Annotated in this window: 25 protein-coding genes, 1 tRNA gene and 1 pseudogene; 16 read left to right on the top strand and 11 right to left on the bottom strand. The window is 68.3% G+C overall.

The features are described from left to right. Nucleotides 1-30 precede the first annotated feature (30 nt). A complete protein-coding gene (locus tag AC1RNC_RS20280) occupies nt 31-1,320 on the top strand; it encodes an acetyl-CoA C-acyltransferase (protein WP_492888081.1) in 1,290 nt (429 codons plus the stop codon). Here the strand turns inward: AC1RNC_RS20280 and AC1RNC_RS20275 are convergent. Both AC1RNC_RS20275 and AC1RNC_RS20270 read right to left on the bottom strand, forming a co-directional pair. Further along, nucleotides 1,317-1,420 (bottom strand): annotated as a pseudogene (locus AC1RNC_RS20275) (hypothetical protein); the annotation flags it as partial. The gene AC1RNC_RS20280 and the pseudogene AC1RNC_RS20275 sit on opposite strands and share 4 nt — an antisense overlap. Nucleotides 1,421-1,426: 6 nt before the next feature. After that, the gene (locus AC1RNC_RS20270) at nt 1,427-1,492 is read right to left on the bottom strand and encodes a hypothetical protein (RefSeq protein ID WP_125155815.1); all 66 of its coding nucleotides are present in this window, start codon (nt 1,490-1,492) and stop codon (nt 1,427-1,429) included. A 73-nt stretch (nt 1,493-1,565) separates the two neighbouring features. Between AC1RNC_RS20270 and AC1RNC_RS20265 the strand changes: the two genes are divergently transcribed. Next, complete coding sequence (locus AC1RNC_RS20265) at nt 1,566-1,868, top strand: helix-turn-helix domain-containing protein (protein ID WP_492888080.1); 303 nt, start codon at nt 1,566-1,568, stop codon at nt 1,866-1,868. Here AC1RNC_RS20265 and AC1RNC_RS20260 read toward each other — a convergent pair. Together AC1RNC_RS20260 and phaR are read right to left on the bottom strand one after the other, a co-directional pair. Further along, nucleotides 1,865-2,194 carry a hypothetical protein gene (locus AC1RNC_RS20260; protein WP_492837349.1) on the bottom strand — a complete coding sequence of 110 codons (330 nt, stop codon included), beginning with the start codon at nt 2,192-2,194 and terminating at the stop codon, nt 1,865-1,867. The genes AC1RNC_RS20265 and AC1RNC_RS20260 overlap by 4 nt on opposite strands. A gap of 61 nt (nt 2,195-2,255) precedes the next feature. Further along, the gene (gene phaR / locus AC1RNC_RS20255; RefSeq protein WP_492888079.1) at nt 2,256-2,921 is read right to left on the bottom strand and encodes a polyhydroxyalkanoate synthesis repressor PhaR; all 666 of its coding nucleotides are present in this window, start codon (nt 2,919-2,921) and stop codon (nt 2,256-2,258) included. 218 nt (nt 2,922-3,139) lie between these two features. Here phaR and AC1RNC_RS20250 point away from each other — a divergent pair, with 218 nt between their 5' ends. From AC1RNC_RS20250 to AC1RNC_RS20235, 4 genes are all read left to right on the top strand, one after another. After that, nucleotides 3,140-4,315 (top strand): acetyl-CoA C-acetyltransferase, encoded by a 1,176-nt coding sequence (locus tag AC1RNC_RS20250; protein WP_492837347.1) that lies wholly within the window; start codon nt 3,140-3,142, stop codon nt 4,313-4,315. A 137-nt stretch (nt 4,316-4,452) separates the two neighbouring features. Further along, nucleotides 4,453-5,175: a beta-ketoacyl-ACP reductase gene (locus AC1RNC_RS20245; RefSeq protein ID WP_492888078.1), complete on the top strand. Its 723-nt coding sequence runs from the start codon at nt 4,453-4,455 to the stop codon at nt 5,173-5,175. A 135-nt stretch (nt 5,176-5,310) separates the two neighbouring features. Beyond that, nucleotides 5,311-6,093 carry a DUF4908 domain-containing protein gene (locus tag AC1RNC_RS20240; protein ID WP_492888077.1) on the top strand — a complete coding sequence of 261 codons (783 nt, stop codon included), beginning with the start codon at nt 5,311-5,313 and terminating at the stop codon, nt 6,091-6,093. 238 nt (nt 6,094-6,331) lie between these two features. Then, on the top strand, nt 6,332-7,321 hold the full coding sequence (locus AC1RNC_RS20235) for a LacI family DNA-binding transcriptional regulator (RefSeq protein WP_492888264.1): 990 nt from the start codon (nt 6,332-6,334) through the stop codon (nt 7,319-7,321). A 16-nt stretch (nt 7,322-7,337) separates the two neighbouring features. Here AC1RNC_RS20235 and AC1RNC_RS20230 read toward each other — a convergent pair whose 3' ends face one another. The 3 genes from AC1RNC_RS20230 to gloB all read right to left on the bottom strand — a co-directional run bounded on the left by AC1RNC_RS20230 (nt 7,338) and on the right by gloB (nt 9,151). Beyond that, nucleotides 7,338-7,778, bottom strand: coding sequence for a hypothetical protein (locus tag AC1RNC_RS20230; protein WP_492837344.1), 441 nt, complete (start codon nt 7,776-7,778; stop codon nt 7,338-7,340). A gap of 144 nt (nt 7,779-7,922) precedes the next feature. Next, nucleotides 7,923-8,405 carry a cupin domain-containing protein gene (locus tag AC1RNC_RS20225; protein ID WP_492888076.1) on the bottom strand — a complete coding sequence of 161 codons (483 nt, stop codon included), beginning with the start codon at nt 8,403-8,405 and terminating at the stop codon, nt 7,923-7,925. Beyond that, nucleotides 8,402-9,151 carry a hydroxyacylglutathione hydrolase gene (gloB, locus tag AC1RNC_RS20220; RefSeq protein WP_492888075.1) on the bottom strand — a complete coding sequence of 250 codons (750 nt, stop codon included), beginning with the start codon at nt 9,149-9,151 and terminating at the stop codon, nt 8,402-8,404. Before gloB ends, AC1RNC_RS20225 begins: the two co-directional genes overlap by 4 nt. Nucleotides 9,152-9,220: 69 nt before the next feature. Here gloB and AC1RNC_RS20215 point away from each other — a divergent pair, with 69 nt between their 5' ends. From AC1RNC_RS20215 to AC1RNC_RS20205, 3 genes are all read left to right on the top strand, one after another. Beyond that, entirely contained in the window at nt 9,221-10,027 is an 807-nt protein-coding gene (locus AC1RNC_RS20215) for a class I SAM-dependent methyltransferase (protein ID WP_492888074.1), read from the top strand. Between the two features lie 72 nt (nt 10,028-10,099). Then, complete coding sequence (locus AC1RNC_RS20210) at nt 10,100-10,444, top strand: P-II family nitrogen regulator (RefSeq protein ID WP_010918409.1); 345 nt, start codon at nt 10,100-10,102, stop codon at nt 10,442-10,444. Between the two features lie 60 nt (nt 10,445-10,504). After that, nucleotides 10,505-12,016 carry a phospholipase D-like domain-containing protein gene (locus tag AC1RNC_RS20205; protein WP_492888073.1) on the top strand — a complete coding sequence of 504 codons (1,512 nt, stop codon included), beginning with the start codon at nt 10,505-10,507 and terminating at the stop codon, nt 12,014-12,016. Here AC1RNC_RS20205 and AC1RNC_RS20200 read toward each other — a convergent pair. The 3 genes from AC1RNC_RS20200 to metX are packed head-to-tail and all read right to left on the bottom strand — an operon-like array spanning nt 12,006 to nt 14,586. Next, on the bottom strand, nt 12,006-12,752 hold the full coding sequence (locus AC1RNC_RS20200) for an endonuclease/exonuclease/phosphatase family protein (protein ID WP_492888072.1): 747 nt from the start codon (nt 12,750-12,752) through the stop codon (nt 12,006-12,008). The genes AC1RNC_RS20205 and AC1RNC_RS20200 overlap by 11 nt on opposite strands. Next, nucleotides 12,749-13,441: a methionine biosynthesis protein MetW gene (gene metW / locus AC1RNC_RS20195; protein ID WP_492888071.1), complete on the bottom strand. Its 693-nt coding sequence runs from the start codon at nt 13,439-13,441 to the stop codon at nt 12,749-12,751. The genes AC1RNC_RS20200 and metW overlap by 4 nt, the downstream gene beginning before the upstream one ends. Continuing rightward, complete coding sequence (gene metX / locus AC1RNC_RS20190) at nt 13,438-14,586, bottom strand: homoserine O-acetyltransferase MetX (RefSeq protein WP_492837336.1); 1,149 nt, start codon at nt 14,584-14,586, stop codon at nt 13,438-13,440. Before metX ends, metW begins: the two co-directional genes overlap by 4 nt. 79 nt (nt 14,587-14,665) lie before the next feature. Here metX and AC1RNC_RS20185 point away from each other — a divergent pair, with 79 nt between their 5' ends. The 6 genes from AC1RNC_RS20185 to AC1RNC_RS20160 are packed head-to-tail and all read left to right on the top strand — an operon-like array spanning nt 14,666 to nt 19,047. After that, nucleotides 14,666-15,175 (top strand): SixA phosphatase family protein, encoded by a 510-nt coding sequence (locus AC1RNC_RS20185; RefSeq protein WP_492888070.1) that lies wholly within the window; start codon nt 14,666-14,668, stop codon nt 15,173-15,175. Continuing rightward, nucleotides 15,172-15,516, top strand: coding sequence for a DUF952 domain-containing protein (locus AC1RNC_RS20180; protein WP_492837334.1), 345 nt, complete (start codon nt 15,172-15,174; stop codon nt 15,514-15,516). The genes AC1RNC_RS20185 and AC1RNC_RS20180 overlap by 4 nt, the downstream gene beginning before the upstream one ends. Further along, nucleotides 15,513-16,571, top strand: coding sequence for a quinone-dependent dihydroorotate dehydrogenase (locus AC1RNC_RS20175; protein ID WP_492888069.1), 1,059 nt, complete (start codon nt 15,513-15,515; stop codon nt 16,569-16,571). The genes AC1RNC_RS20180 and AC1RNC_RS20175 overlap by 4 nt, the downstream gene beginning before the upstream one ends. After that, the gene (locus AC1RNC_RS20170) at nt 16,568-17,317 is read left to right on the top strand and encodes a TVP38/TMEM64 family protein (protein ID WP_492888068.1); all 750 of its coding nucleotides are present in this window, start codon (nt 16,568-16,570) and stop codon (nt 17,315-17,317) included. The genes AC1RNC_RS20175 and AC1RNC_RS20170 overlap by 4 nt, the downstream gene beginning before the upstream one ends. Nucleotides 17,318-17,326: 9 nt before the next feature. Continuing rightward, on the top strand, nt 17,327-18,820 hold the full coding sequence (locus AC1RNC_RS20165) for a sensor histidine kinase (RefSeq protein ID WP_492888067.1): 1,494 nt from the start codon (nt 17,327-17,329) through the stop codon (nt 18,818-18,820). 11 nt (nt 18,821-18,831) lie between these two features. Next, nucleotides 18,832-19,047, top strand: a complete 216-nt coding sequence (locus AC1RNC_RS20160; protein WP_492837329.1) for a hypothetical protein — start codon at nt 18,832-18,834, stop codon at nt 19,045-19,047. A gap of 120 nt (nt 19,048-19,167) precedes the next feature. Here the strand turns inward: AC1RNC_RS20160 and ggt are convergent, their stop codons facing one another. After that, nucleotides 19,168-20,910, bottom strand: a complete 1,743-nt coding sequence (gene ggt / locus AC1RNC_RS20155; protein ID WP_492888066.1) for a gamma-glutamyltransferase — start codon at nt 20,908-20,910, stop codon at nt 19,168-19,170. Nucleotides 20,911-21,174: 264 nt separating this feature from the next. Between ggt and AC1RNC_RS20150 the strand changes: the two genes are divergently transcribed. After that, nucleotides 21,175-21,251: transfer RNA gene (locus tag AC1RNC_RS20150), tRNA-Arg, on the top strand. Nucleotides 21,252-21,449: the final 198 nt, after the last annotated feature.

Raw genomic sequence — 21,449 nt, 5'->3', positions numbered from 1 at the left:
TCAAGGTTTCCGCGCCTTCCGGAGTTCGTCATGCCCGTCGCCAAATCCGCCGCCAAGTCCTCGGATGTCTGGATCGCCTCGGGCGTCCGCACCCCGTTCGCCAAGGTCGACGGGCCGCTGGCTTCCTACGACGCGATCGAACTCTCCGTGCCGGTCGTGAAGGCCATGCTGGCGAAAGGCGCGCGGCCGGACTTCGCGGTCTGGGGTACGGTCATTCCGAACCTGACCTGGAGCAACCTGGCGCGCGAAGTGCTGCTGGACGCCGGGGCCGACCCGACCATTCCGGCCTTCTCGACCATCATGGCCTGCTCGACCAGCATGATCGGCGCGATCGAGGCGGCCGGCATGATCGACGGGCGGGGCCGCGACCTCGCCCTGGTCGGCGGCGTCGAGAGCATGAGCCGGGTGCAGATCGGCCTTTCGGTCGCCCTGTCGGACTGGATCCGCAAGTTCCAGGGCGCCAAGACGGGCCAGCAGCGACTGGCGGCCCTGGGCGCGCTGAACCTGAAGGACGTGAAGCTGTTCATCCCCAAGGTGGCCAACCGGGTCACGGGGTTGTCCATGGGCGAGCACACCGAGATCACCGCCAAGGAATGGAACCTGTCGCGCGCCGACCAGGACGCCCACGCCCTGGCCAGCCACCAGGGCGCGGTGAAGGGCTGGGAGGAAGGCTTCTTCGACGACCTGGTCATTCCGATCGGCGGCGCCAAGCGCGACACCATCCCCCGCAAGGACTCGACGCTGGAGAAGCTGGCCAAGCTGGGTCCGGCCTTCGACAAGACCAGCGGCAAGGGCACGCTGACGGCCGGCAACTCCTCGCCGCTCACCGATGGCGCGGCGGCGATCTGGGTCGGGTCCGAGGCCGGCATGGCCCGCCTGCCGGGTGAGACGCCGAAAGTGAAGATCGTCGACTACGAGGTCACCTCGATCGACCTGCGCCACGAGGGCCTGCTGATGGCGCCCGCCTATGGCGTGCCGCGCATGCTGGCCCGCAACAGCATGACCTATGCCGATGTCGGGCTGTGGGAGATCCACGAGGCCTTCGCCGCCCAGGTGCTGTCGCACATCGCGGCCTGGGAGAGCGCCAAGTTCCTGAGCGAGAAGGCCGGCGTCACCGCGCCGATGGGGGCGTTCCCACGCGATCGCATGAATCCGTTCGGCGGCTCGCTGGCGTTGGGTCACCCGTTCGGGGCGACCGGAGCGCGGATCCTCAGCCAGGCGGTGAAGGAGCTGGCCGCCCGTCCGAAGGGCGAGCGCGCGATCGTCAGCATCTGCGCCGACGGCGGCCAGGGCACGATGATGCTGCTGGAGAGCGCTTAGGTTCGAGGAGCCGAAACCTCGTCCTTCGACAAGCTCAGGATGAGGTTTCTACTGCGTCGTTTGATGTCGTCCTCACCCTGAGCTTGTCGAAGGGCGAGGGCGTATCCTAGGTCAGGGCCGTGAAGATCAGGGCCACGACGGCGACGTCGAAGATGCGGATGGCGACGGACAGCATTTGAAGACCCGTGGGCGATGAATTCACCAACGATTAAGCAAGACTGGCGCCAACCCTTCGGTTCCCGCTGATGGCGCTCTTCTTCGACGCCGCCTGGTACGACGAACGCCTCGCCGAGCGCGGTCTGAGCCGCACGATCCTGGCCGCCGCCGCTGGTCTGAGCGAGGCCGACCTCGCCCTGGCGTTCAAGGACCAGCGCGAGCTATCGATGCAGGAAGTCTCTGTCTTCGCCGAGCTTTTGGGCGTCACGCCGGCCGAGGCCGCGTCGCGCGCCGGGATGCGTCCACCGCCGGTCAGCGACGCCCAGCGTCTGGCGGCGTTGGAGGCGCGGGTCGCCGCGCTCGAGGCCGAGCTGGCCCGCCTGAAGGGTTAGATCTTGGTCTTCTTCAGCAGGCCCGTTGGGGGACGGCGATCGGCCGGCCCGGAATATTCCGTCCCGAGATAGGTCGATCTGGCCGTATCCAGCACTTCCTGCCCACCGCGCAGGCCGCGTTTCTGTCCAGGCTGACCCATGACATGCGCGGCGAAGGCGGCGAAGCCTCCCCGGCGCGGCGGGGTGTCCTGACGCGGTGGGGGGGCGTCTTCCTCCACGACGAATACAACCTCTTCTTCGGTCTCATGACGCTCGCCATCGCGCGGCGCCGGCAGGGCGCGGCGCGCGGGACCAGGGCGTCGAAGGGGATCGATCGGGCCGCTCATGGTGAAGAGCCTAGAAGCCGGACGGTTAAGAACCGCTGGAGCGTCTTGGTTAAGGCGTGGGTTAGGACTTGTTCGCCAGCTTGGCCAACTGCTCCTGCATCGCCTCCATCTGGCGCTTCAGGTCGGCCAGGGAGTCGTCGCCGGCGGGGGTGGGCGCAGGCGAAGGCTGAGGCTCGGCGGGCGCCGCGCCGCCGTCTTCCGGGCGCACATAGGCGAACGGCGAGAACATCTTCATGGCCCGGTCGAACAGAGCCATGTTCTGGCGGATCTGCTCTTCATAGACGCCCATGCCGGGGATCTTGCCGGGCGCCAGGCCCGCGAACTGTCCGCGCATGCGCTCCTGCTGCTTGGAGAAGCTCTCCAGCGACATTTCCAGGTACGACGGCAGGAAGGCCTGCATCGAATTGCCGTAGAAGCCGATCAACTGGCGCAGGAACTGGATGGGCAGCAGATTCTGGCCGCCGCCGCGATTCTCTTCCTCGAAGATGATCTGGGTCAGGACCGAGCGGGTGATGTCGTCGTTGGTCTTGGCGTCATAGACCACGAAGTCGACGCCCTCCTTCACCATGTCCGACAGGTGTTCGAGGGTCACGTAGGACGACGAGGCCGTGTTGTAGAGGCGGCGGTTGGCGTACTTCTTGATGATGACGCGCTGGCCGGCCGCCTTCTCGGCGCCCGCCTTTTCGCTGTTCGCGGCCGTTTCGCCTTTTTCAGGGTTCTCGGACATTTCGTTCCCTAAGGTAGCGGTTGGGCCGCTTCTCGCACCGCACTATCGCTAATGCAAAGGCGAGGCGCCAGTGGTCAGATGACTTGGAGCTGTCGCCAAGCCGTGAAAATGTAGCCGTGACGAACGCCGTCGCGATGTGCATGTTGGATGCTGCATCGCAAAAGCACGGGCGCCGCAACCGCGAAGGCGTCACGTCAGAACGTCACGGGAGCCTATCCATGAGCGACATCGTCATTGTCTCCGCCGCGCGCACGCCGGTCGGTTCGTTCAACGGGGCGCTGTCCAGCCTGCCCGCTTCGGACCTGGGCAAGATCGCGATCCAGGCCGCCGTCGAGCGCGCCGGCATCGCCCCCGCCGATGTCGACGAGGTTATCCTGGGCCAGGTGCTGCAGGCCGCCGCCGGCCAGGGCCCCGCTCGCCAGGCCTCGGTCAATGCCGGCATCCCGGTCGAGAGCCCGGCCTGGAGCCTGAACCAGCTGTGCGGCTCGGGCCTGCGGGCCGTGGCCCTGGCGGCCCAGCAGATCGCCGCCGGCGACGCCAAGATCGTCGTGGCCGGCGGCCAGGAGAGCATGAGCCAGGCGCCGCACGCCCAGAACCTGCGCGGCGGCCAGAAGATGGGTGACCTGACCTTCGTCGACACCATGATCAAGGACGGTCTGTGGGACGCCTTCCACGGCTACCACATGGGCCAGACGGCCGAGAACATCGCCAACCGCTGGCAAATCACCCGCCAGGACCAGGACGTCTTCGCGGTCGCCAGCCAGAACAAGGCCGAGGCCGCCCAGAAGGCCGGCAAGTTCGACGCCGAGATCGTTCCGGTCACCATCAAGGGCCGCAAGGGCGACACGATCGTCGACAAGGACGAGTTCATCCGCCATGGCGCGACGCTGGAAAGCGTCCAGGGCCTCAAGCCCGTGTTCAACAAGGAAGGCTCGGTCACCGCCGCCAACGCCTCGGGTCTCAATGACGGCGCCGCCGCCCTGGTGTTGATGACCGCCGACGAAGCCGCCAAGCGCGGCCTCAAGCCGCTGGCCCGCATCGCCTCATGGGCCAATGCCGGCGTCGAGCCGGAGATCATGGGCACGGGTCCGATCCCGGCCTCGAAAAAGGCGCTGGAAAAGGCTGGCTGGACCGTCGCCGACCTCGACCTGGTCGAGAGCAACGAAGCCTTCGCCGCCCAGTCGCTGTGCGTGGTCCGCGAACTGGGCCTCGACCCGGCCAAGGTCAATGTCAACGGCGGCGCCATCGCCATCGGCCACCCGATCGGCGCCTCGGGCGCGCGGATCCTGACCACCCTGCTGCACGAGATGAAGCGCTCGGGCGCCAAGAAGGGCCTGGCCACCCTCTGCATCGGCGGCGGCATGGGCGTGGCCATGTGTGTCGAGGCCGTCTAGGTCCGGAGCGCCCAGGCCTCAAGAAAGTCGGCTGCCTCAATAACGTCGCGCATCCTTAGGCGTGATCCGCGCGCTTCCTCTTGCTGAGGCGCGCGGATCACGCGAACCATAAGAAAACAGCGTTCGGGAGAGATCAGATGACGAGAGTGGCTTTCGTGACCGGCGGCACCCGCGGGATCGGCCGGGCGATCTGCGAGCGATTGATCGCCGACGGACACAAGGTGGCGGCGGGCTATTCCGGCAACGAGGAAGCGGCCGCGGCCTGCGCCAAGGCGCTGGGCGTCATGGTGGTGAAGGGCAATGTCGGTTCGTTCGACGACTGCGCCGCCGCCGTGAAGACGGTCGAGGCCGAGCTTGGCCCCATCGACATCCTGGTCAACAACGCCGGCATCACCCGTGACGGCATGCTGCACAAGATGACCTACGAGCAGTGGTCCGAAGTGATCCGGGTCAACATGGACTCGGCCTTCAACATGACCCGCCCGGTGATCGAGGGCATGCGCGACCGCGGCTGGGGTCGCATCGTCAACATCAGCTCGATCAACGGCCAGAAGGGCCAGATGGGCCAGACCAACTATTCAGCCGCCAAGGCCGGCCTGATCGGCTTCACCAAGGCGCTCGCGCTCGAGAACGCCAAGAAGGGCGTGACGGTCAACGTGATCTGCCCCGGCTACATCGACACAGAGATGGTGGCGGCGGTGCCGGAGAACGTTCTGGCCCAGATCATCGCCGGCATCCCCGTCGGTCGCCTGGGCAAGGGCGAGGAGATCGCCGACATGGTCTCGTTCCTGTCGGGTGAACGCGCAGGCTTCGTCACAGGCGCCACGCTCAGCCTCAACGGTGGCCAGTACATGGCCTGATGCGGGCCTGATCCTGGTTCCCTGAAGCCCAAGGCTTGACGCCGACTGTTGCGGTTGGGCCTCATGCCGCCGGCTTCGGGGAATGGGCGTTAACGCGTCCAAGATTCGCCCCAGTCGGCGGGCAGTACGGATCGCATGAAATTCTGTAAGGCGGAGTTGGCTGACCTCGGGGCCCGTGTGCCCCTGGCGATCGCGGCTCTGATGGTCATGACGGCGTCCGCGAACGCCCAGCAGCTGCCGCACTCGCTGCGGGACGCCTTGCTTGGTCATAAGGGACCGGCCGAGGCCCGCCGCGTCGCCGCTCCGCCGGTAGGGCGCTATGTCTCCGAAAGCGGCGGCGCCTTCATCTTCGACCAGGCCGCGCCCCAGCCGCTGATGAAGTTCGACAACAGCGCCGAGGTCTGGGTGCTGTCGGCCCAGCCGGCCTCGCGCGGCGATGTCATCTACCGAAACGACCTGGGCGAACCCGTACTGCGGGTGACCAAGCTGGGCGGCATGATCCTGTTCACCGACGACGCCCCGATGGGCGCGGCCGCCGCCCTGTCGGGCCGCGCCTCGTCGATCCAGCCGCCGGCGATCATGTCGTTCAGCGTGTTCGTCCAGCGCGTCCGCATCGCCACGGCCCGCGCCAGCCGCGCGGCCCAACGCGATATCGAGTTCTCGACCGTCGAGGATGTGCGGCCCGAGACCTCCGTCCTGGCCGCCGACTCCGCCACGGTCGTGGCCGAGGCTTTCGAGCGGATGGCTCGCAAGGGCGACCGCTCGATCATCGCCAAGGTCTTCCGTGTCCTGCTGGCCGAGGGCCGCAAGCCGTCCGCGGCGCTGAAGGACGGGGCCCTGACCATCACCTATTCGCCGGATCAGGGCCTGGCCGGCCGGCCCTCGTCCAAGCGGATCATCAAGGTCATGAACCGCTGATCCGTCGCGGCGTACTGAATTCTGGCGAACGCCGTTCTCCAAGCGTAACCATAACTCCTCAGCGACCGTTTACCCGAATGGTCTAGCTTGATGACACACGGCCACGATGGCGCCGCCGCATGGGATCAACCCCGCGTGGTGCGACGCCAGCGAGGCTTTTCGTGCATCCGCAAGGTTCTATTGTCTGGTCATGGATAGCTCCGAGCTCGCCGAGGTTCCTGAGCGTGGGCGGCTGAAGATGGCCGACATCGCCCGCATGGCGGGCGTGTCGATCTCGACGGTGTCGCGCGCGCTGGCGGGCAATCCGCTGATCCCCAAGACGCTGCGCGACCAGATCGTCGAGATCGCCCAGACCCACGGCTATGTCGTCAACCAGTCGGCGCGGTCCCTGCGCCTGCGCAAGACCGACACCATCGGCGTCATCATTCCGCTGGCCCACGAGGCGGGGCAGCTGATCTCCGACCCGTTCTTACTGGAGATGGTCGGGCGACTGGCCGACGAGATAACGCGCCGCAACTACTCCGTTCTGCTCAACAAGGTGATCGTGACCGAGCCGGGCTGGCTGGACCGTATCATCCAGTCGCACCGCGCCGATGGTCTGGTTCTGATCGGCCAGAGAGTCCAGCACGAGGCGCTGAACGCCGTCGCCGACACCTACAAGCCGATGGTGGTCTGGGGCGCCCCGCTGCCGGGCCAGCGCTATTGCGCGGTGGGCAGCGACAACGTCCAGGGCGGTCGACTGGCCGTGGCGCACCTGGCCGGCGCCGGCCGCAAGCGCATCGCCTTCCTCGGTGCGGTTGAGGCGCCCGAGGCCGCCCAGCGCTTCGAGGGCTACAAGATGGGCTTGGCCGAGGCGAGCCTTCCTTTCGACGCGAGTCTGGTCGTGCCAGCGCCCTGCGCCATGGAAGAGGCTCAGGAAGCGATCACGGCCTTCTTGGCGACCGGTGTGTCGTTCGACGCCGCCTTCGCCTTCTCGGACATCATCGCCCTGGCGGCGATCGGCGCCCTGACCGAGGCCGGCAAGAGCGTGCCGGGCGAGGTGGCGGTGGTCGGCTTCGACGACATCGTCCTGGCCCGTTACAGCACTCCGCCCTTGACCACGATCCGCCAGGACCTGGCGTTCGGGGCCCGGGCGATGGTCGACCTGCTGTTCCGCCGCATGGCCGGCGAGGATGCGCCCGGGATCCTGTCGCCGGTCGAGCTGGTGGTGCGCGGCTCCAGCGTCTAGCAGCGCCGACGGTGACTTACGTCGCTTCGACGCCGATCGACTTCAATTCCTTGAGGAAACGGGCCAGGCTCTGGTGCGAACGCTTCAGGCCTTGCAGAACCTCGGGCTTGGACAGGGCCGACTGCGGGACGATGAAACCTTCGCGGCCGACGCGCTGGGCCATGCCCTTCTCCAGCATCTCGACGAAACGGCGGCGAACGGTTTCGTAAGGCAGGGCCAGCGAGTCGGCGACTTGGCGCACGGTCAGCGGGCGGCGCTCATGGTCCGGCGGAACTTCGTCGACCTCGGCGTAGAGGCCGCCGCGGATATGCGAGCAGTTGCCGGCCCAAAGGGTAGTGAAAACGAGGGCGTACAGGAGGTCCGAACCATGGACTTCGTTGGCGATCTCGACCCAGCGTAGAATGTAGTCCGTCGCGTAGCGGCTGGCCGCGCGAGCGTTGATGTACTCATCGGACATAGGTTACTCGGTTCCCCAGGGTCGTCGTTTCGGCGCGACGTGAAAAGGATTGCATGGCTCGATGAACGACGCCATGCGACCAAGTTGCCCACTATGGGTACCCTATCTGAGCACCCGCGACCGGTTGACGCAGGTATGGAGGGCTTAGGTTTTCGAGGGGCTCCAATCGGGCGCGGCCAGTTCGAAGCCCTCGAAGCGGAAGCCCGGCGCGACGGTGCAGCCGACCAGAGTCCAGGCGCCCAGGCTGACCGCGGTCTGCCACCACAGCGTCGGCACGACCACCTGCGGCCGGCAGCCGGCGCGCAGGTCCGGACCCAGGACATAGGCCGTGGCGCCTCGGCCGTCGGGCGGCGACAGGGTGATCGAGATCGGCGCGCCGGCGTACCAGTGCCAGGTCTCGACGGCGTCGACGCGGTGCCAGGCCGACATCTGCTCGGCCTCCAGCAGGTAGTAGATGCAGGTGGAATGGGCGCGGCCGTCGGGACCGGGCTCGTCTTCGAAGGTCCGCTTGTACCAGCCGCCCTCGGGATGGGGCTGCATGTCCAGCACGCGGATGATTTCCTTGGCGCCCAGGTCGCCGGAGACGCCCCGTACGGTCTTGTTGGAGTCGATCACGCTGTCACTCATCCCTTGAAGCTGTCCTTGGCGGCCCGGATCTCGGCGAAGGCCTGGGCGGGGGTGGAGGCGGCCGGCCGCAGCCGCGGCGCGCGCAGGAAGGGATTGGTCGCCTTCTCGGCGCCGATGGTGGTGGGCACGGTCGGTTCGCCGCGCTCGCGGGCCGCGAACACCGCGTCGGCGCGGGCCTTGAGGGCGGGGTCGTCGTCGACCGACAGGGCGAAGCGGGCGTTCGCGGCGGTGTATTCGTGAGCGCAGTAGACGACGGTGTCGTCGGGCAGGGCGGTGATGCGGGAGAGCGACTCCCACATCTGCTCGGGCGTACCCTCGAACAGGCGGCCGCAGCCTAGGGCGAACAGGGTGTCGCCGACGAAGGCGATGCCGTCGGCGGCGTCGTGGTAGGCGATGTGGCCCAGGGTGTGGCCGCCGGAGTCGATGACCTCGAACCGGGTCTCGCCCAGCAGGACGATGTCACCACCGCGCACCACGCGGTCCAGCGGCGCGATGCGGGTCACTTCGGCCGGGCCGGTGATGGTAGCGCCCGTGGCCTTCTTCAGCGCCGCGTTGCCGCCGGCATGATCTGGGTGCCAGTGGGTGTTGAGAATCAAGTCGAGGCTCCAGCCCAGCGTGTCGAGCTCGGCGAGGATGGCGTCGGCGTCCGGCGTGTCGATGGTCGCGACCTTGCCGCTGGTCTCGTCGCGCACGAGGAAGCCGTAGTTGTCGGACAGACACGGGAACTGGTGGACGGTCAGGGACATGAGAGGGCTTGCTCTATCGCGCCGACGCGGGCGCGCCTACAAGGATGGCCTCGACGCTCGGGAGACTCAATGCGCCGCGACGTGCTGGATCTGAGAGCCTTCTACGCCGCCCCGCTGGGCCGCGCGGCGCGGACCATGCTGACCCGCAAGGTGGAAGAGGCATGGGGTAATACGCGGGACCTCGACGTGCTGGGCGTCGGCTACGCCACTCCCTTTCTGGACGCCGCCCGGAGCAACGCCCGTCGGGTTGTGGCCGCCATGCCGGCCCAGCAGGGCGTCGAGGTCTGGCCGCATGGCGGCCGCAACCAGGCCTGCCTGGTCGAAGAGACAGCCTTGCCGCTGCCCAACGCCATGTTCGACCGCGTTCTTGCCGTCCACGCCCTGGAAGAGGCCGACGACCCGGCCGCCCTGCTGGCCGAGATTGGCCGGGTGATGGCCCCGACGGGACGGCTTATCGTGGCGGTGTCGTCGCGCGACGGCGTCTGGACGGGAGCCGAGACCACGCCGTTCGGCCACGGCCGCCCCTACAGCCGCGGCCAGCTGGAATCGCTGATTCGAGAGGCAGACCTGGAGCCGGCCGGCTGGACGCGGGCGCTCTATGTGCCTCCGGTCGGGGCCATGGCGTCGTGGGCCGAGGGCTTCGAACAGGTTGGCGCGCGCCTGTGGCCGCGCTTCGCCGGGGTGATCCTGATGGAGGCCATCAAGCAGACCTTCGCGGTCAAGCCGCGCGGCCATCGCGCTCGCGCGCGGGTGTTCGCGCCCGGCGTCCTGCTGCCCAGTCCGGCCGGGCCGACCCCCGCGCGGCACGAAGGTGGCCGGTCCGTTCCCGTTCATCAGGCGCCCGTTCCTCAGGCGCCGAACGGTCGGGACGTCTGATCTCACTTGGAGCGAAGCGCGCGGACGCCTAGCTTGTGGTCCTGACAACCGTTCGCTCCCGGGAACACCGCCATGAAGATGATCGTCGCCGTGATTAAGCCGAGCCGCCTGGATGCGGTGCTTGAAGCGGTCACCGAGGCGGGCGCGTCGGGTTTGACCGTCACCGAGGTGCGCGGCTACGGCCGCCAGAAGGGCAAGACCGAGGTCTATCGCGGCGCCGAATACGAGGTGAAGCTGCTGCCGAAGGTAAAGCTGGAGATCGCCGTGCCCACCGACGTGCTCGAGCCCGTCATCGAGGCTCTGCAGCGCACCGCCAACACCGGCAAGATCGGCGACGGCAAGGTCTTCGTCATGGACCTGGAACAAGCCCTGCGCATCCGCACCGGCGAACGCGACGCGGCGGCCATCGCGGGGTAAGACAAGCGGAGCCATGAGCCGCCCTGCGCGTTGTCGTGGTTCACGGCGATTTGGGGCGACATGGATCCGGAACCTTCCGTCTTCCAACCGGGATACAACTGCTGGCGGGTCGAGCCCGCCGATCGCGTGGCCCTGTTCATCGACAACGACGAGGCGTTCGACGCGCTGAAGCCGTTGATCCTGTCGGCTAGGAAGTCGATCTGGATCCTGGCCTGGGTGTTCGATCCCCTGACGCGCCTGGACCCCGACCGCGTCAGGAAAAGCCGTGATCCCAGCCACGCCGACCGCATCGGCCTGATCCTGCGGCGACAGGCGGCGCTCAATCCCGCGCTCGACGTTCGGGTGCTGACCTGGGACATGCCGCTTCCGATCGCCGCCTCGCAGCTGTTCGGTCCGCATCGCGGCGCGGCCTTCTTCGCGGGCTCCCGCGTCAAGTACCGGCTGGACGCCACTCTGCCGGCCAGCGCCTGCCATCACCAGAAGGCGGTGATCATCGACGGCGTGACCGCTCTCGTCAGCGGCGGCGACATCGGCGTCGACCGCTGGGACGACACCCTGCACCTGGACAACAATCCGCTGCGTCGCCTGCCGACCGGCCGTCACTATCCCGCCCGCCACGAGGTCTCGATCCTGGTCGATGGCCGGGCGGGCGAGGCGATGGCCGACCTGTTCGTCGACCGCTGGAAGGCCTCGGGCGGCGATCCGGTCGAGCGCCCGGACCGCCCCGACGAGACGCCCTGGCCCGAGGATCTGCCGCCCGATCTGCGCCGTCTGCCGGTCGCCGTGGCCCGCACCTCGGCCGCGTGGCAAGGCCGCCCGGAGATCATCGAGTGCCTTATGCTGCACCTCTCGGCGATCCGGCGCGCGAAGCGGCTGATCTATCTGGAGAACCAGTACCTGACCTCGCCGATCATCGTCGAAGCCCTGGCCGAGCGCCTCGCCGAGCCCGATGGTCCCGAGGTGGTCACGGTCGGACCGGCGCGCAGCCCCAGCTATTTCGACCAGATGACCATGGACAGCGCGCGGACCTCGGCCATCAACCGCCTGCGCGAGGTCGACGTCCATGGGCGTTTCTCGGCCTTCTCGGCCCACACCCCCAAGGGTGCGCCGATCATCGTCCACTCCAAGGTGGCGATCATGGACGACTGGATGCTGCGGATCGGCAGCGCCAACCTCAACAACCGTTCGATCGGGCTCGACAGCGAGTGCGACCTGGCCTTCGAGGCCAGGAGCGAGTTGGAGCGCGAGACGGTCCGCGCCTTCCTGGGCCGTCTGGTCGGTCACTTCATCGATCGTTCGGCCGCCGACGTCCTGGAGGCCATGGATCGCGAAGGCGGCCTGGGCGCGGCGATCAATGCGCTGGACGTCAAGGGCGGCCCGCCGCGCCGGCTGCGGCCCGTGCCGGCGCGCCACCTGAGCGGCGTTCAGAAGTTCATCGCCGACTGGAGCCTGGGCGACGCCATCGCGCCCGACGACGCCTGGCGACCCTGGGGCCGCCGGACGCGTCTGCGGCGCGACATCGCCCGGCTTACTCAGCCGCCGCCCGAGCCTCCAGAGCGGCTTAAGCCGTGACCTCCAGCTCGACCACCAGCGGCAGGTGGTCGGAGGCCACGCGGGCCAACGGGCTGAACGGCGAATTGACCCCGCGCGTCTCCAGGCCCTTGGTCAGGAAGACATGGTCGATGCGCATGAACGGGAAGCTGGACGGGAAGGTCGCCGTGGCCGGTCGCGGCCAGCTTGGCGTCGGCGCCTGGGCGTCGCGCAGGGCGGTTCGCAGCATCCGGTAGGTCGCCGAATAGGGCGTGGCGTTGAAGTCGCCCAGCACCACGCCAGGGGCCAGCCACTCGTCCGCGCCCATCCAGTCGGGACCCAGCAGGGCGGCGGCCTGGCGCTTCTGTTCCTGTGGGATCAGGCCCAGGTGGGTGTTGATGATCTGGACCTTGGTCCCGCCGACATCCACCTCCACCCACAGGGCGCCGCGGGGCTCCAGGCCCGGCACGCGCTTGTAGAGCGGCAGGCTCTTGGCCTTGACCCGCCGCTCGGGCAGGGCGGTCAGGATGGCGTCGCCATAGAGCTCTTCCTCCACGGTCATGGCCGGGTGGAAGTGAAAGCTCATCTTCAGCAACTCGGCGAGGCGATGGGCCTGGTCGACGCCCTTGGTGCGGGCGCGAAGGACGTCCAGTTCCTGCAGGGCGACGACATCGGGCTTTTCGGCCGCGATGACCTCGGCCACACGCTCGACATCGAGCTTGCGGTCCGTGCCCACGCAGCGGTGGACGTTGTAGGTCATGAGACGAAGCGTCTTCATCCGTCGAACAGATCGCCCGAGACCGGCGGAAGTTCCTTGCCGGAAGACTTTCCTTGGGCGGTCGCGCCGTTGCGGCTGAGCATGAACAGGCAGGTCTCGGCCCGCCAGTTCTCGAGCGTGCTGGCCGGATTCATCGGTCGGGCCGGACCGGCGCCGGCGAAAGCGGCGCAGGCGTCGACGCGCAGGTTGAGCTCGGCCGTCAGGGCCAGGAAGTCGGCCAGGGTGCAGAGGTGGATGTTCGGCGTCGACCACCACGGCATCGGCAGGGCCTTGGTCTCGGGCATCCGGCCTCGGCTGAGCAACGACCAGCGCACCCGCCAGTGGCCGAAGTTCGGGAACGAGACGATGGCCCGGTCGGCGATCCGCAGCAGTTCGTCCAGCACGTGGCGCGGATGGCGCGTCGCCTGCAGGGTCTGGGACAGCACCGCGTAGTCGAACGAGCGGTCGGGAAAGTGGTCGAGGTCCAGGTCGGCGTCGCCCTGCACCACCGACAGGCCGCGCGCCATGCAGGCGGCCACGCCGCTGGCGCTGATCTCCAGCCCCCGGCCGTCGACCTGCTTTTCGTGACTCAGCAGGTCCAGCAGCGCGCCTTCGCCGCAGCCGACGTCCAGCACCCGCGAGCCGGGGCGCACCAGGCGCAGGATCTCGCGGAAGTCCTCCCGAACTTTATTCTGGGAATTTGGGGTCAAATCAGCCCCCGGTCACGCTCTGCCGAACTCAGGAAGCCCGCCAGCGCCGCGTCCATCACCGGCTCGTCCAGCAGGAAGGCGTCGTGGCCCTTGTCGCTCTCGATCTCGGCGAAGGCGGCGCGGGCCCCGGCCGCGGTCAGGGCGCGGACCAGATGACGGCTCTCGGCGGTGGGATAGAGCCAGTCGCTGGTGAAGCTGAGCACGCAGAAGCGCACGTCGCGCGCCCCGGTGAAGGCCTTGGCCAGCACCCCGCCGTGGCTGGCGGCGATGTCGAAATAGTCGGTGGCCCGGGTGATGTAGAGATAGCTGTTGGCGTCGAACCGGTCGACGAAGCTGGCCCCCTGGTGACGCAGATAGCTCTCGACCTGGAAGTCGGCGTCGAAACCCCAGGACAGGCCGTCGCGCTTCAGCTCGCGGCCGAACTTTCGCTGAAGGGCGGGCTCGGACAGATAGGTGATGTGCGCGGCCATCCGCGCCACCGCCAGGCCCTTGCCGGGCTGCACGCCATGCTCGGCATAGGCGCCGCCGCGCCAGTCCGGATCAGCCATGATCGCCTGGCGGCCCACCTCGTGGAACGCGATGTTCTGGGCCGAGTGCCGGGAAGCGGACGCCAGCACCACGGCGCTGAACAGCCGCTCCGGATAGTCCACCGCCCACTGCTGGGCCTGCATCCCGCCCATCGAGCCGCCGATCACGGCGAACAGGGTCTCGATGCCCAGGGCGCTGACCAGCATCGCCTGGGCGCGGACCATGTCGGGGATGGTGATGACCGGGAACGCCAGCCCGTAGACCTTGCCGGTGGCCGGGTTGATCGAGGCCGGCCCGGTCGAGCCCATGCAGCCGCCGATCACGTTCGTGCAGATGATGAAGTGCCGCGCCGGGTCCAGCGGCTTGCCGGGACCGATCATCCGCAACCACCAGCCGGGCTTGCCCGTCGTCGGGTGCGGCGAGGCGACGTACTGGTCGCCGGTCAGGGCGTGGCAGATCAGGACGGCGTTGGACTTGTCGGCGTTGAGCGCGCCATAGGTCTGGTAGCCGATCTCCAGGCCCTCGAGCATGGCGCCGGAATCGAGCCGCAGGGGTTCGTTCGCGGGAAACCGCCAGGTTCCCCCGCCGGCGGGTGTAACCAGATCGAGCGCAGCCATGGCCTGCCTTGGACCCCTTGGCGAACAAGGTGTCAACCACCGGCTTCCTGACAAGGCGAGGGACGGCTATGGAGGTCGCATGGAGCGACTGATCCTGATGCGCCACGGCAAGGCCGAGCGGCACGCCCAGAGCGGCGGCGATTTCGAACGCGCCCTGGCCGACAGCGGCCGGGCCGACGCGGCCGTCATGGGCCAGACGCTGGCGCGGGCCGGCCTCGCGCCTGACCTGATTCTGGTCTCCTCGGCCCGCCGCACGCGCGAGACGGCCGAGCGCGTCGCGCCGAGCTTTCCCAAGGCGCGGGTCGAGCAGTTCCGCGACCTCTATCACGCCGATCCTGAAGAGGTCGTCCAGGTGATCGAGGCGCACGCCGACAGCGTGGCCACGGTCATGGTGGTCGGGCACAATCCCGGCCTGCACGAACTGGCCCTGCGTCTGGCCCAGCAAGGCGAGGCCTCGCCGATCCAGACCAACAAGCTGCGCGGCCGTTTCCCGACCTCGACCACGGTGGTGTTCGGCTGGACCGACAGGGGCCCCGTGCTGGAGCACCTCCTTTACGCGCACGAGAACGGCGGAGCCGGCGGCGAATGACCCTGATCTACAAGATCCTGTCCCGCGCCGAGTGGGACGCCGCCAAGGCCGTGGGTCGATTCGAAGGCTCGGCCGTCGACCACCAGGACGGTTTCATCCACCTCTCCGCCGCCGACCAGGCCCAGGAGACCGCCGCCAGATATTTCAAGGATCAGCCGGACCTGGTCCTGCTGGGCGTCGAGGCCGAGGGCCTGGGCGCGGACCTGAAGTGGGAAGCCTCGCGCGGCGGGGCGCTGTTCCCCCATCTTTATCGCCCGCTGCTGGCCAGCGAGGTGATCACCGAGGCCGATCTTGGTCTCGACGCCGACGGCGTTCCTCGACTGGGCGATCACCTCGCATGAACCTGCATGACCTCGCCGCGCGCGCCCTGCACGCCTTCGATCCCGAGGACGCCCACGGCTGGGCCATTCGCGGCCTCAGGATGGGCCTGGGCCCCCGCGAGACCGGTCCCGACGATCCGATCCTGGCGGTGAAGATCGCCGGCCTGGAACTGCCCAACTGCGTGGGTCTGGCCGCAGGCTTCGACAAGAACGCCGAGGTCGCCGATCCCATGCTGGCCGCCGGCTTCGGCTTCGTGGAGGCCGGCACGGTCACGCCCCTGGCCCAGGCCGGCAATCCGCGCCCGCGTCTCTTCCGCCTCACCGAGGATCGAGCGGTGATCAACCGCATGGGCTTCAACAATGGCGGCCTTGAACCCTTCGCGGCGCGGCTCGGTAAGCGCCAGGGCAGGGGCGGGATCGTTGGCGCGAACATCGGCGCCAACAAGGACGCCAGCGACCGCATCGAGGACTACGTGACGGGCCTGACCCGCCTGTGGGGCCTGTCGGACTACTTCACCGCCAACATCTCCTCGCCCAACACGCCGGGCTTGCGCGCCTTGCAGACCAAGGCGGCGCTGGAGGACCTGCTGGGCCGCATCTCCGAGACCCGCGAGGCGATGAAGGTCGCCTCGGGCGCCGACTACCCGATCTTCCTCAAGGTCGCGCCCGACCTGGAAGACGGCGAGGTCGAGGCCATCGTCGAGGCTGTGGTCGACGCGGGCCTGGACGCGATCATCGTCAGCAACACCACCATCGCCCGCCCTGACAGCCTGAAGTCGGCCCATGCCAAGGAGAGTGGCGGCCTTTCCGGCGCGCCGCTGCTGCAACCCTCGACCCAGGTGCTGAAGCGCTTCCATGCCGCCGCGGCCGGTCGCGTTGACCTGATCGGCACGGGCGGGATCGCCGACGGCGCCGGGGCCTACGCCAAGATCCGCGCCGGCGCGCGGGCCGTGCAGCTCTATTCGGCCCTCGTCTATGGCGGCCCTGGCCTGGTCACCCGCATCAAGCGCGATCTCGCCGCCCGCCTGCGGGCCGATGGCTTCGCCGCCGTCGAGGACGCGGTCGGCGCCGCATGACGCGAGACCGGGCTGTAATGCTGTTGCGCCGCTTTGGCCCGCTGGTGGTCATCGTGGTCCTGTTCGTGGCCGCCTTCGCCAGCGGCGTCGCCGATCATATCTCGCTCGAGGAGCTGCGCGCTCGCGGCGCCGAACTCCAGACTTTCGCGCGCGAAAAACCGCTGCTGTGCGCGGCCATCTATCTGGCGATCTACATCGCTTCCGTCGCCGTCTCCTTGCCGGGAGCCCTGATCCTGTCGCTGACGGGCGGCTTTCTGTTCGGACCCATAGGCGGCGGATTCGCGGCGGTGACCGGCGCCACCGGCGGGTCGACCATCATCTATCTCGTGTTCCGCACCGCGTTTGGCGACATGCTGCGCCGCAAGCCCGGCGCGTTCCTGGCGCGGGTTGAGGAGGGCTTCAAGCACAACGCCTTCAACTACCTGCTGACCCTGCGCCTGATCCCGGCCTTTCCGCTGCTGATCGTCAATGTCGCGGCCGGGCTGATGAATATTCCGACCCGCACCTTCATTCTGGCCTCGGTGCTGGGCATGATCCCGAGCTCTTTCGTCTATGCCGGCATCGGCGCGGGACTGGGCCATCTCTTCGCGCGGGGCGGCCCCGTGACGTTGGAGACCCTCTTCTCGCCACGGATTTATCTTCCCATTGTCGGCATGGGCGTTCTGGCCTTTCTGCCGCCGTTGTGGCGCCATTGGCGCAAGCGGCGCGGAGCAGCGCCCCTGCCAAAGCCTTTGGACGAGAAGTAGCCGCCCCGGATGGTCGAAACGGTTTCGCCGTCAGAGACTGAGCCCGCCCCGCCCCGGAAGCGATTTCCGTGGCCCGGCGGCCTGTCGGCGCGCCTGCTGCTGTTCACCGCCATCGTCGTCACCTTCGGCGGCCTGCTGATCCTGCCGCCGACCCTGGCGGCCTATGAGGAGCAGTGGCTGCTGGACCGCGTGCGGGCCGGGGAACTGGCCTCGACCATCGCCGAGTCGGATCCGGACCTGCGGGTCAGCGACGCCGTCGCCAACCAGATGTTCGACCAGGCCGGGGCGGTCACCGTCGCCGTCCAGGCCGAGGGCGCGCGCCGCCTCGTCCTGCCGCCCAAGCAGCCTTTCAAGACGCCGTATCTCGTGGACCTGCGCCGCCAGAACCCCGGTTCGTGGCTGGCCGCGCCGTTCTTCACCCTGACCAGCCCCAAGGGCAGCATGGTCCGCGTTATGGCCGAGCCGCGCTTCCGCAAGGCCGAGTTCGTCGAGGTCGTGGTTCCCGACGCTCCCTTGAAGGCTGCGTTGGTCGAGTACTTCTGGCGACTGGCCGGCGTGACCATCTTTGTCGCCGCCCTTGCTGGCCTGTTCGTCTACGCCTTCCTGAATGTCTTCCTGGTCCGGCCGATGCAGCGGATCACCCGCGCCATGGAAGCCTTCCGGGTCGACCCCGGCGATCCGGAGGCGCGTATCGCCGTGTCCAAGCGCCGCGACGAGATCGGCCGCGCCGAGGCCGAGCTGGACCGCATGCAGGTCGACCTGCTGGCGGCGCTCGCGTCCAAGGCTCGTCTGGCCGCCCTCGGCGAGGCGGTGGCCAAGATCAATCACGACCTGCGCAACATGCTGACCAGCGCCCAGATGGCGTCCGATCGCCTGGCCGCCCTCGGCGATCCCAAGGTGGCTCAGGCCCTGCCCCGCCTGGAACGAGCCCTGGACCGCGCCATCACCCTGGCCTCCGATGTCATGGCCTATGGCAAGTCCAAGGAGCCCGAGCCGGTGACGCGGATCATCCCGCTGCGTCCGGCCTTGGACATGGCCGCCGAGGACGCCGGCCTGACCCCGCAGGGCGTCGCCCTGGAGACTGTCATCGGTCCGCGCGAACAGGTGGTCGCCGACCCGGACCAACTGCACCGCATCCTCACTAACCTGTTCCGCAACGCCCGCGAGGCGATCGAGGGCGCGACCGACCGGGGCGGCAAGGGCAAGGTCTTCGTCGAGTTGCGCCGCGACGCCGGCCACAGCATCCTACGCCTGTCGGACGACGGCCCCGGCGTGCCCGAGCGCGCCCGCGCCAACCTGTTCCAACCCTTCGTCGGCTCGGTGCGGCGCGGCGGCACGGGACTGGGTCTGGCCATCGCCCGCGAGCTGGCCCAGGGTCATCATGGAGATCTTGCGCTGGTCGAGACCGGACCCGGCGGTTCGGTGTTCGATCTCACCCTGGCCGGCGCGCCCGAGCCGCTGCCGGAGCCGGATGACAAGGCCGCCGACGCCTCGGCCACCTAGGAGGACGTGCGATGACCACCACCTGGACCATCGCGGTGAAGATCGGCGCCTCGACTGGGGGCGCGCCGATCCACGAGATCACGGTCGAGGCGCCCGATGTCCCGAGCGCTCTGCGCCGGGTGGCGGCCATGGTCGCTGTGCAGGAAGCCTCCGACACCGAACTGCTCATCGACGGCCAGGAGGAAGTCTTCTCCCGCGCCGAGGTCGAGGCGGGCCTGGAGCCCTGATCGTTCGATCAGGGTCCATCTCTAAAAGGCAGGGCGTGGCAGGCGCCGAAACCGCTTACACTTTCGGCTGCCACGCCCTGGAAGAGCATCAGGCCCGCACCTAGTCCTTGGCGGAGAGGTTCAGAGCCCCTTGGCCACGCCCTCGCGACGCGGGTCCGCGCCGCCTTCCAGCACGTCGCCCGGCCGCACGATCACGCCGTGCAGGCCAGAGCCCTCGACCTGGCCGACCTTGATATTGACGCCGCGCGCGTTCAGCGCCGACAGCATCGCGGGTCCGAACCACTGGGCGTCGCCCGAATAGGCATCCCCCCGCGCGACAACATTTGGCAGCGACACGGCCTCCTGCATGTTCAGGTTCCAGTAGAACAGCCCGACCATGGCCTTCAGGTTATAGGACAGGATGGCGTTGCCGCCCGGCGAGCCGACGGCCGCCAGGAACTTGCCCTTCTTGTCCAGCACGATGATCGGCGACATCGACGAGCGCGGGCGCTTGCCCGGCGCGATGGCGTTGGCGGCCGGCGCGCCGTCCTTCTCCTTCGGCGAGAACGAGAAGTCGGTCAGCTGGTTGTTGAGGAAGAAGCCGTTCACCATCCGGCCGTTGCCGAAGATGCTCTCGACCGTGGTGGTCATCGACACGACGTTCCCGGCGGGGTCGACTACGACCAGATGGGTGGTGCCGCCCGGCTCCTTGGTCATGTCGATCCCGACCTTCGGCGCGCCCTTCGGCTTGCCGAACGGCGGGGCCGCGCCCGCCGTGTCGGTGATCAGCTTGGCGCGCTCGGCGACATATTTCGGGTCCAGCAGGCCGTCGACCGGCACGGTCACGAACGCGGGATCGCCGACATAGCGGTCGCGGTCGGCGTACATCACTCGCTCGGCCTGGGCCAGCTGGGTCCAGGCCACCGGATCGGTCGGACCGCGCTTGCCGATGTCGGTGTGCTCCAGCATCCGCAGCGCCTGGATCACGGCCAGACCCGACGACTGCGGGTTGGGCACGCAGACGGTATAGACCTTCCACGGGCGGCACAGGGCCGGGGCCACGCGCGGCTTGTAGCTTTTCAAGTCGGCCAGGGTGATGCTGCTGGGCAGGTCGCCCTCGTGCAGCCGGTCGACGATCGCCTGGGCGATCGAGCCGTCCAGCAGGGCCGCCGGACCCTCGGCGGCGATCTTGCGCACCGTCGCGGCATAGGCCGGGTTCTTCAGCACGTCGCCGGCCTGGTAGCGGGTTCCGTCCGGCTTGGTGAAGTACTTCACCGCGTCCGGCTGCGAGGCTTGGGGCGCGCGGCTGACGATCATGCCAGCCAGGCGCGGGCTGACTACGAAGCCGTCGTCGGCCAGCTTTTCGGCGTCCTTGAACAGGGTGTTCCAGGCAGCCTTGCCGTGTTCCTTCTGGGCCTGGGCCAGCATGGCCACCGCGCCTGGCACGCCCGACGAGCGGCCCGACAGCAGCGCCGTCACGAAGGGCAGGGGTTTGCCGTCCGGCGCCATGAACATGTCCGGCGAAGCGCCGCTCGGCGCGGTCTCGCGGCCGTCATAGGCGGTCACCTTGCCGGTCTTGGCGTCGTAGAAGACCATGAACGCCCCCCCGCCCAGGCCCGAGCTCTGCGGCTCGACCAAGCCCAGCACCGCCTGGATGGCCACGGCGGCGTCGACGGCCGAGCCGCCGTCGCGCAGCACCCGCAGGCCGGCCTCGACCGCCAGCGGATTGGCCGCGGCGACCATGCCCTTGGCGGGTGTCGAGGTGGAGACCGGCCTGGCCGCCGGCATGCCCAGCGGGATCGACTCGGCGTGGGCGGCGGAGACCGGAGCCAGCGCCAGCTGGAGCGACGCGGCGAGGGCGAGCAGGGAAACAAAACGACGCATACGGATCCTCTATGGCGGACGAGGGGCGAACATTGGGGAAGGCCTGCCCGCCGTCCCGAGGCCACCCATGGACACCAATCAAGCGACGCTGTCACGTCCAGATAGTCTGCAAGCCGCTTCAATCCCGCGCCCTGAACCACTATGCGGCAAGGCCGTTGCGCCGAGCGAACACCGGCGTGCGAAACTTTTCGAATTTTCCTGCGAACCGGGCTTGCGTTCCCGAAACGGACGGGCTACTTCCCCCGCCTCGCCGAAAGGCAATGCGCGCCCGTAGCTCAGCTGGATAGAGCATCAGACTACGAATCTGAGGGTCGGACGTTCGAATCGTTCCGGGCGCGCCATTTTCTCCTGACATCCCAGACCGTCGAGAACCTTTTTCCTTCAACGGTTTAGACGGTTTCGTGACAACCTCGGGGGATGGCTTTGGCGACAGTTCGGGAGCCTTGGTCTGACGCCCCTGTGACCGCTTTTGGCGGATTGTGTTGAAAAAGTCCGCCGGGCTCAGCGATCGAGGCTTATCTGCGTGAACGCGCACGCTG

This window comes from Caulobacter sp. GW822-FHT01G02 (assembly GCF_058802865.1).
The sequence above is the reverse complement of the archived record's forward strand: the minus strand, read 5'-3'. Positions and strand labels throughout refer to the sequence as shown.

Excerpts from the sequence above, each read along its gene's own strand:
- AC1RNC_RS20280 (WP_492888081.1), top strand. The coding sequence starts at position 31 with ATGCCCGTCGCCAAATCCGCCGCCAAGTCCTCGGATGTCTGGATCGCC.
- AC1RNC_RS20265 (WP_492888080.1), top strand. The coding sequence starts at position 1,566 with ATGGCGCTCTTCTTCGACGCCGCCTGGTACGACGAACGCCTCGCCGAG.
- AC1RNC_RS20260 (WP_492837349.1), bottom strand. The coding sequence starts at position 2,194 with ATGAGCGGCCCGATCGATCCCCTTCGACGCCCTGGTCCCGCGCGCCGC.
- phaR (WP_492888079.1), bottom strand. The coding sequence starts at position 2,921 with ATGTCCGAGAACCCTGAAAAAGGCGAAACGGCCGCGAACAGCGAAAAG.
- AC1RNC_RS20250 (WP_492837347.1), top strand. The coding sequence starts at position 3,140 with ATGAGCGACATCGTCATTGTCTCCGCCGCGCGCACGCCGGTCGGTTCG.
- AC1RNC_RS20245 (WP_492888078.1), top strand. The coding sequence starts at position 4,453 with ATGACGAGAGTGGCTTTCGTGACCGGCGGCACCCGCGGGATCGGCCGG.
- AC1RNC_RS20240 (WP_492888077.1), top strand. The coding sequence starts at position 5,311 with ATGAAATTCTGTAAGGCGGAGTTGGCTGACCTCGGGGCCCGTGTGCCC.
- AC1RNC_RS20235 (WP_492888264.1), top strand. The coding sequence starts at position 6,332 with ATGGCCGACATCGCCCGCATGGCGGGCGTGTCGATCTCGACGGTGTCG.
- AC1RNC_RS20230 (WP_492837344.1), bottom strand. The coding sequence starts at position 7,778 with ATGTCCGATGAGTACATCAACGCTCGCGCGGCCAGCCGCTACGCGACG.
- AC1RNC_RS20225 (WP_492888076.1), bottom strand. The coding sequence starts at position 8,405 with ATGAGTGACAGCGTGATCGACTCCAACAAGACCGTACGGGGCGTCTCC.
- gloB (WP_492888075.1), bottom strand. The coding sequence starts at position 9,151 with ATGTCCCTGACCGTCCACCAGTTCCCGTGTCTGTCCGACAACTACGGC.
- AC1RNC_RS20215 (WP_492888074.1), top strand. The coding sequence starts at position 9,221 with ATGCGCCGCGACGTGCTGGATCTGAGAGCCTTCTACGCCGCCCCGCTG.
- AC1RNC_RS20210 (WP_010918409.1), top strand. The coding sequence starts at position 10,100 with ATGAAGATGATCGTCGCCGTGATTAAGCCGAGCCGCCTGGATGCGGTG.
- AC1RNC_RS20205 (WP_492888073.1), top strand. The coding sequence starts at position 10,505 with ATGGATCCGGAACCTTCCGTCTTCCAACCGGGATACAACTGCTGGCGG.
- AC1RNC_RS20200 (WP_492888072.1), bottom strand. The coding sequence starts at position 12,752 with ATGAAGACGCTTCGTCTCATGACCTACAACGTCCACCGCTGCGTGGGC.
- metX (WP_492837336.1), bottom strand. The coding sequence starts at position 14,586 with ATGGCTGCGCTCGATCTGGTTACACCCGCCGGCGGGGGAACCTGGCGG.
- AC1RNC_RS20185 (WP_492888070.1), top strand. The coding sequence starts at position 14,666 with ATGGAGCGACTGATCCTGATGCGCCACGGCAAGGCCGAGCGGCACGCC.
- AC1RNC_RS20180 (WP_492837334.1), top strand. The coding sequence starts at position 15,172 with ATGACCCTGATCTACAAGATCCTGTCCCGCGCCGAGTGGGACGCCGCC.
- AC1RNC_RS20175 (WP_492888069.1), top strand. The coding sequence starts at position 15,513 with ATGAACCTGCATGACCTCGCCGCGCGCGCCCTGCACGCCTTCGATCCC.
- AC1RNC_RS20170 (WP_492888068.1), top strand. The coding sequence starts at position 16,568 with ATGACGCGAGACCGGGCTGTAATGCTGTTGCGCCGCTTTGGCCCGCTG.
- AC1RNC_RS20165 (WP_492888067.1), top strand. The coding sequence starts at position 17,327 with ATGGTCGAAACGGTTTCGCCGTCAGAGACTGAGCCCGCCCCGCCCCGG.
- AC1RNC_RS20160 (WP_492837329.1), top strand. The coding sequence starts at position 18,832 with ATGACCACCACCTGGACCATCGCGGTGAAGATCGGCGCCTCGACTGGG.
- ggt (WP_492888066.1), bottom strand. The coding sequence starts at position 20,910 with ATGCGTCGTTTTGTTTCCCTGCTCGCCCTCGCCGCGTCGCTCCAGCTG.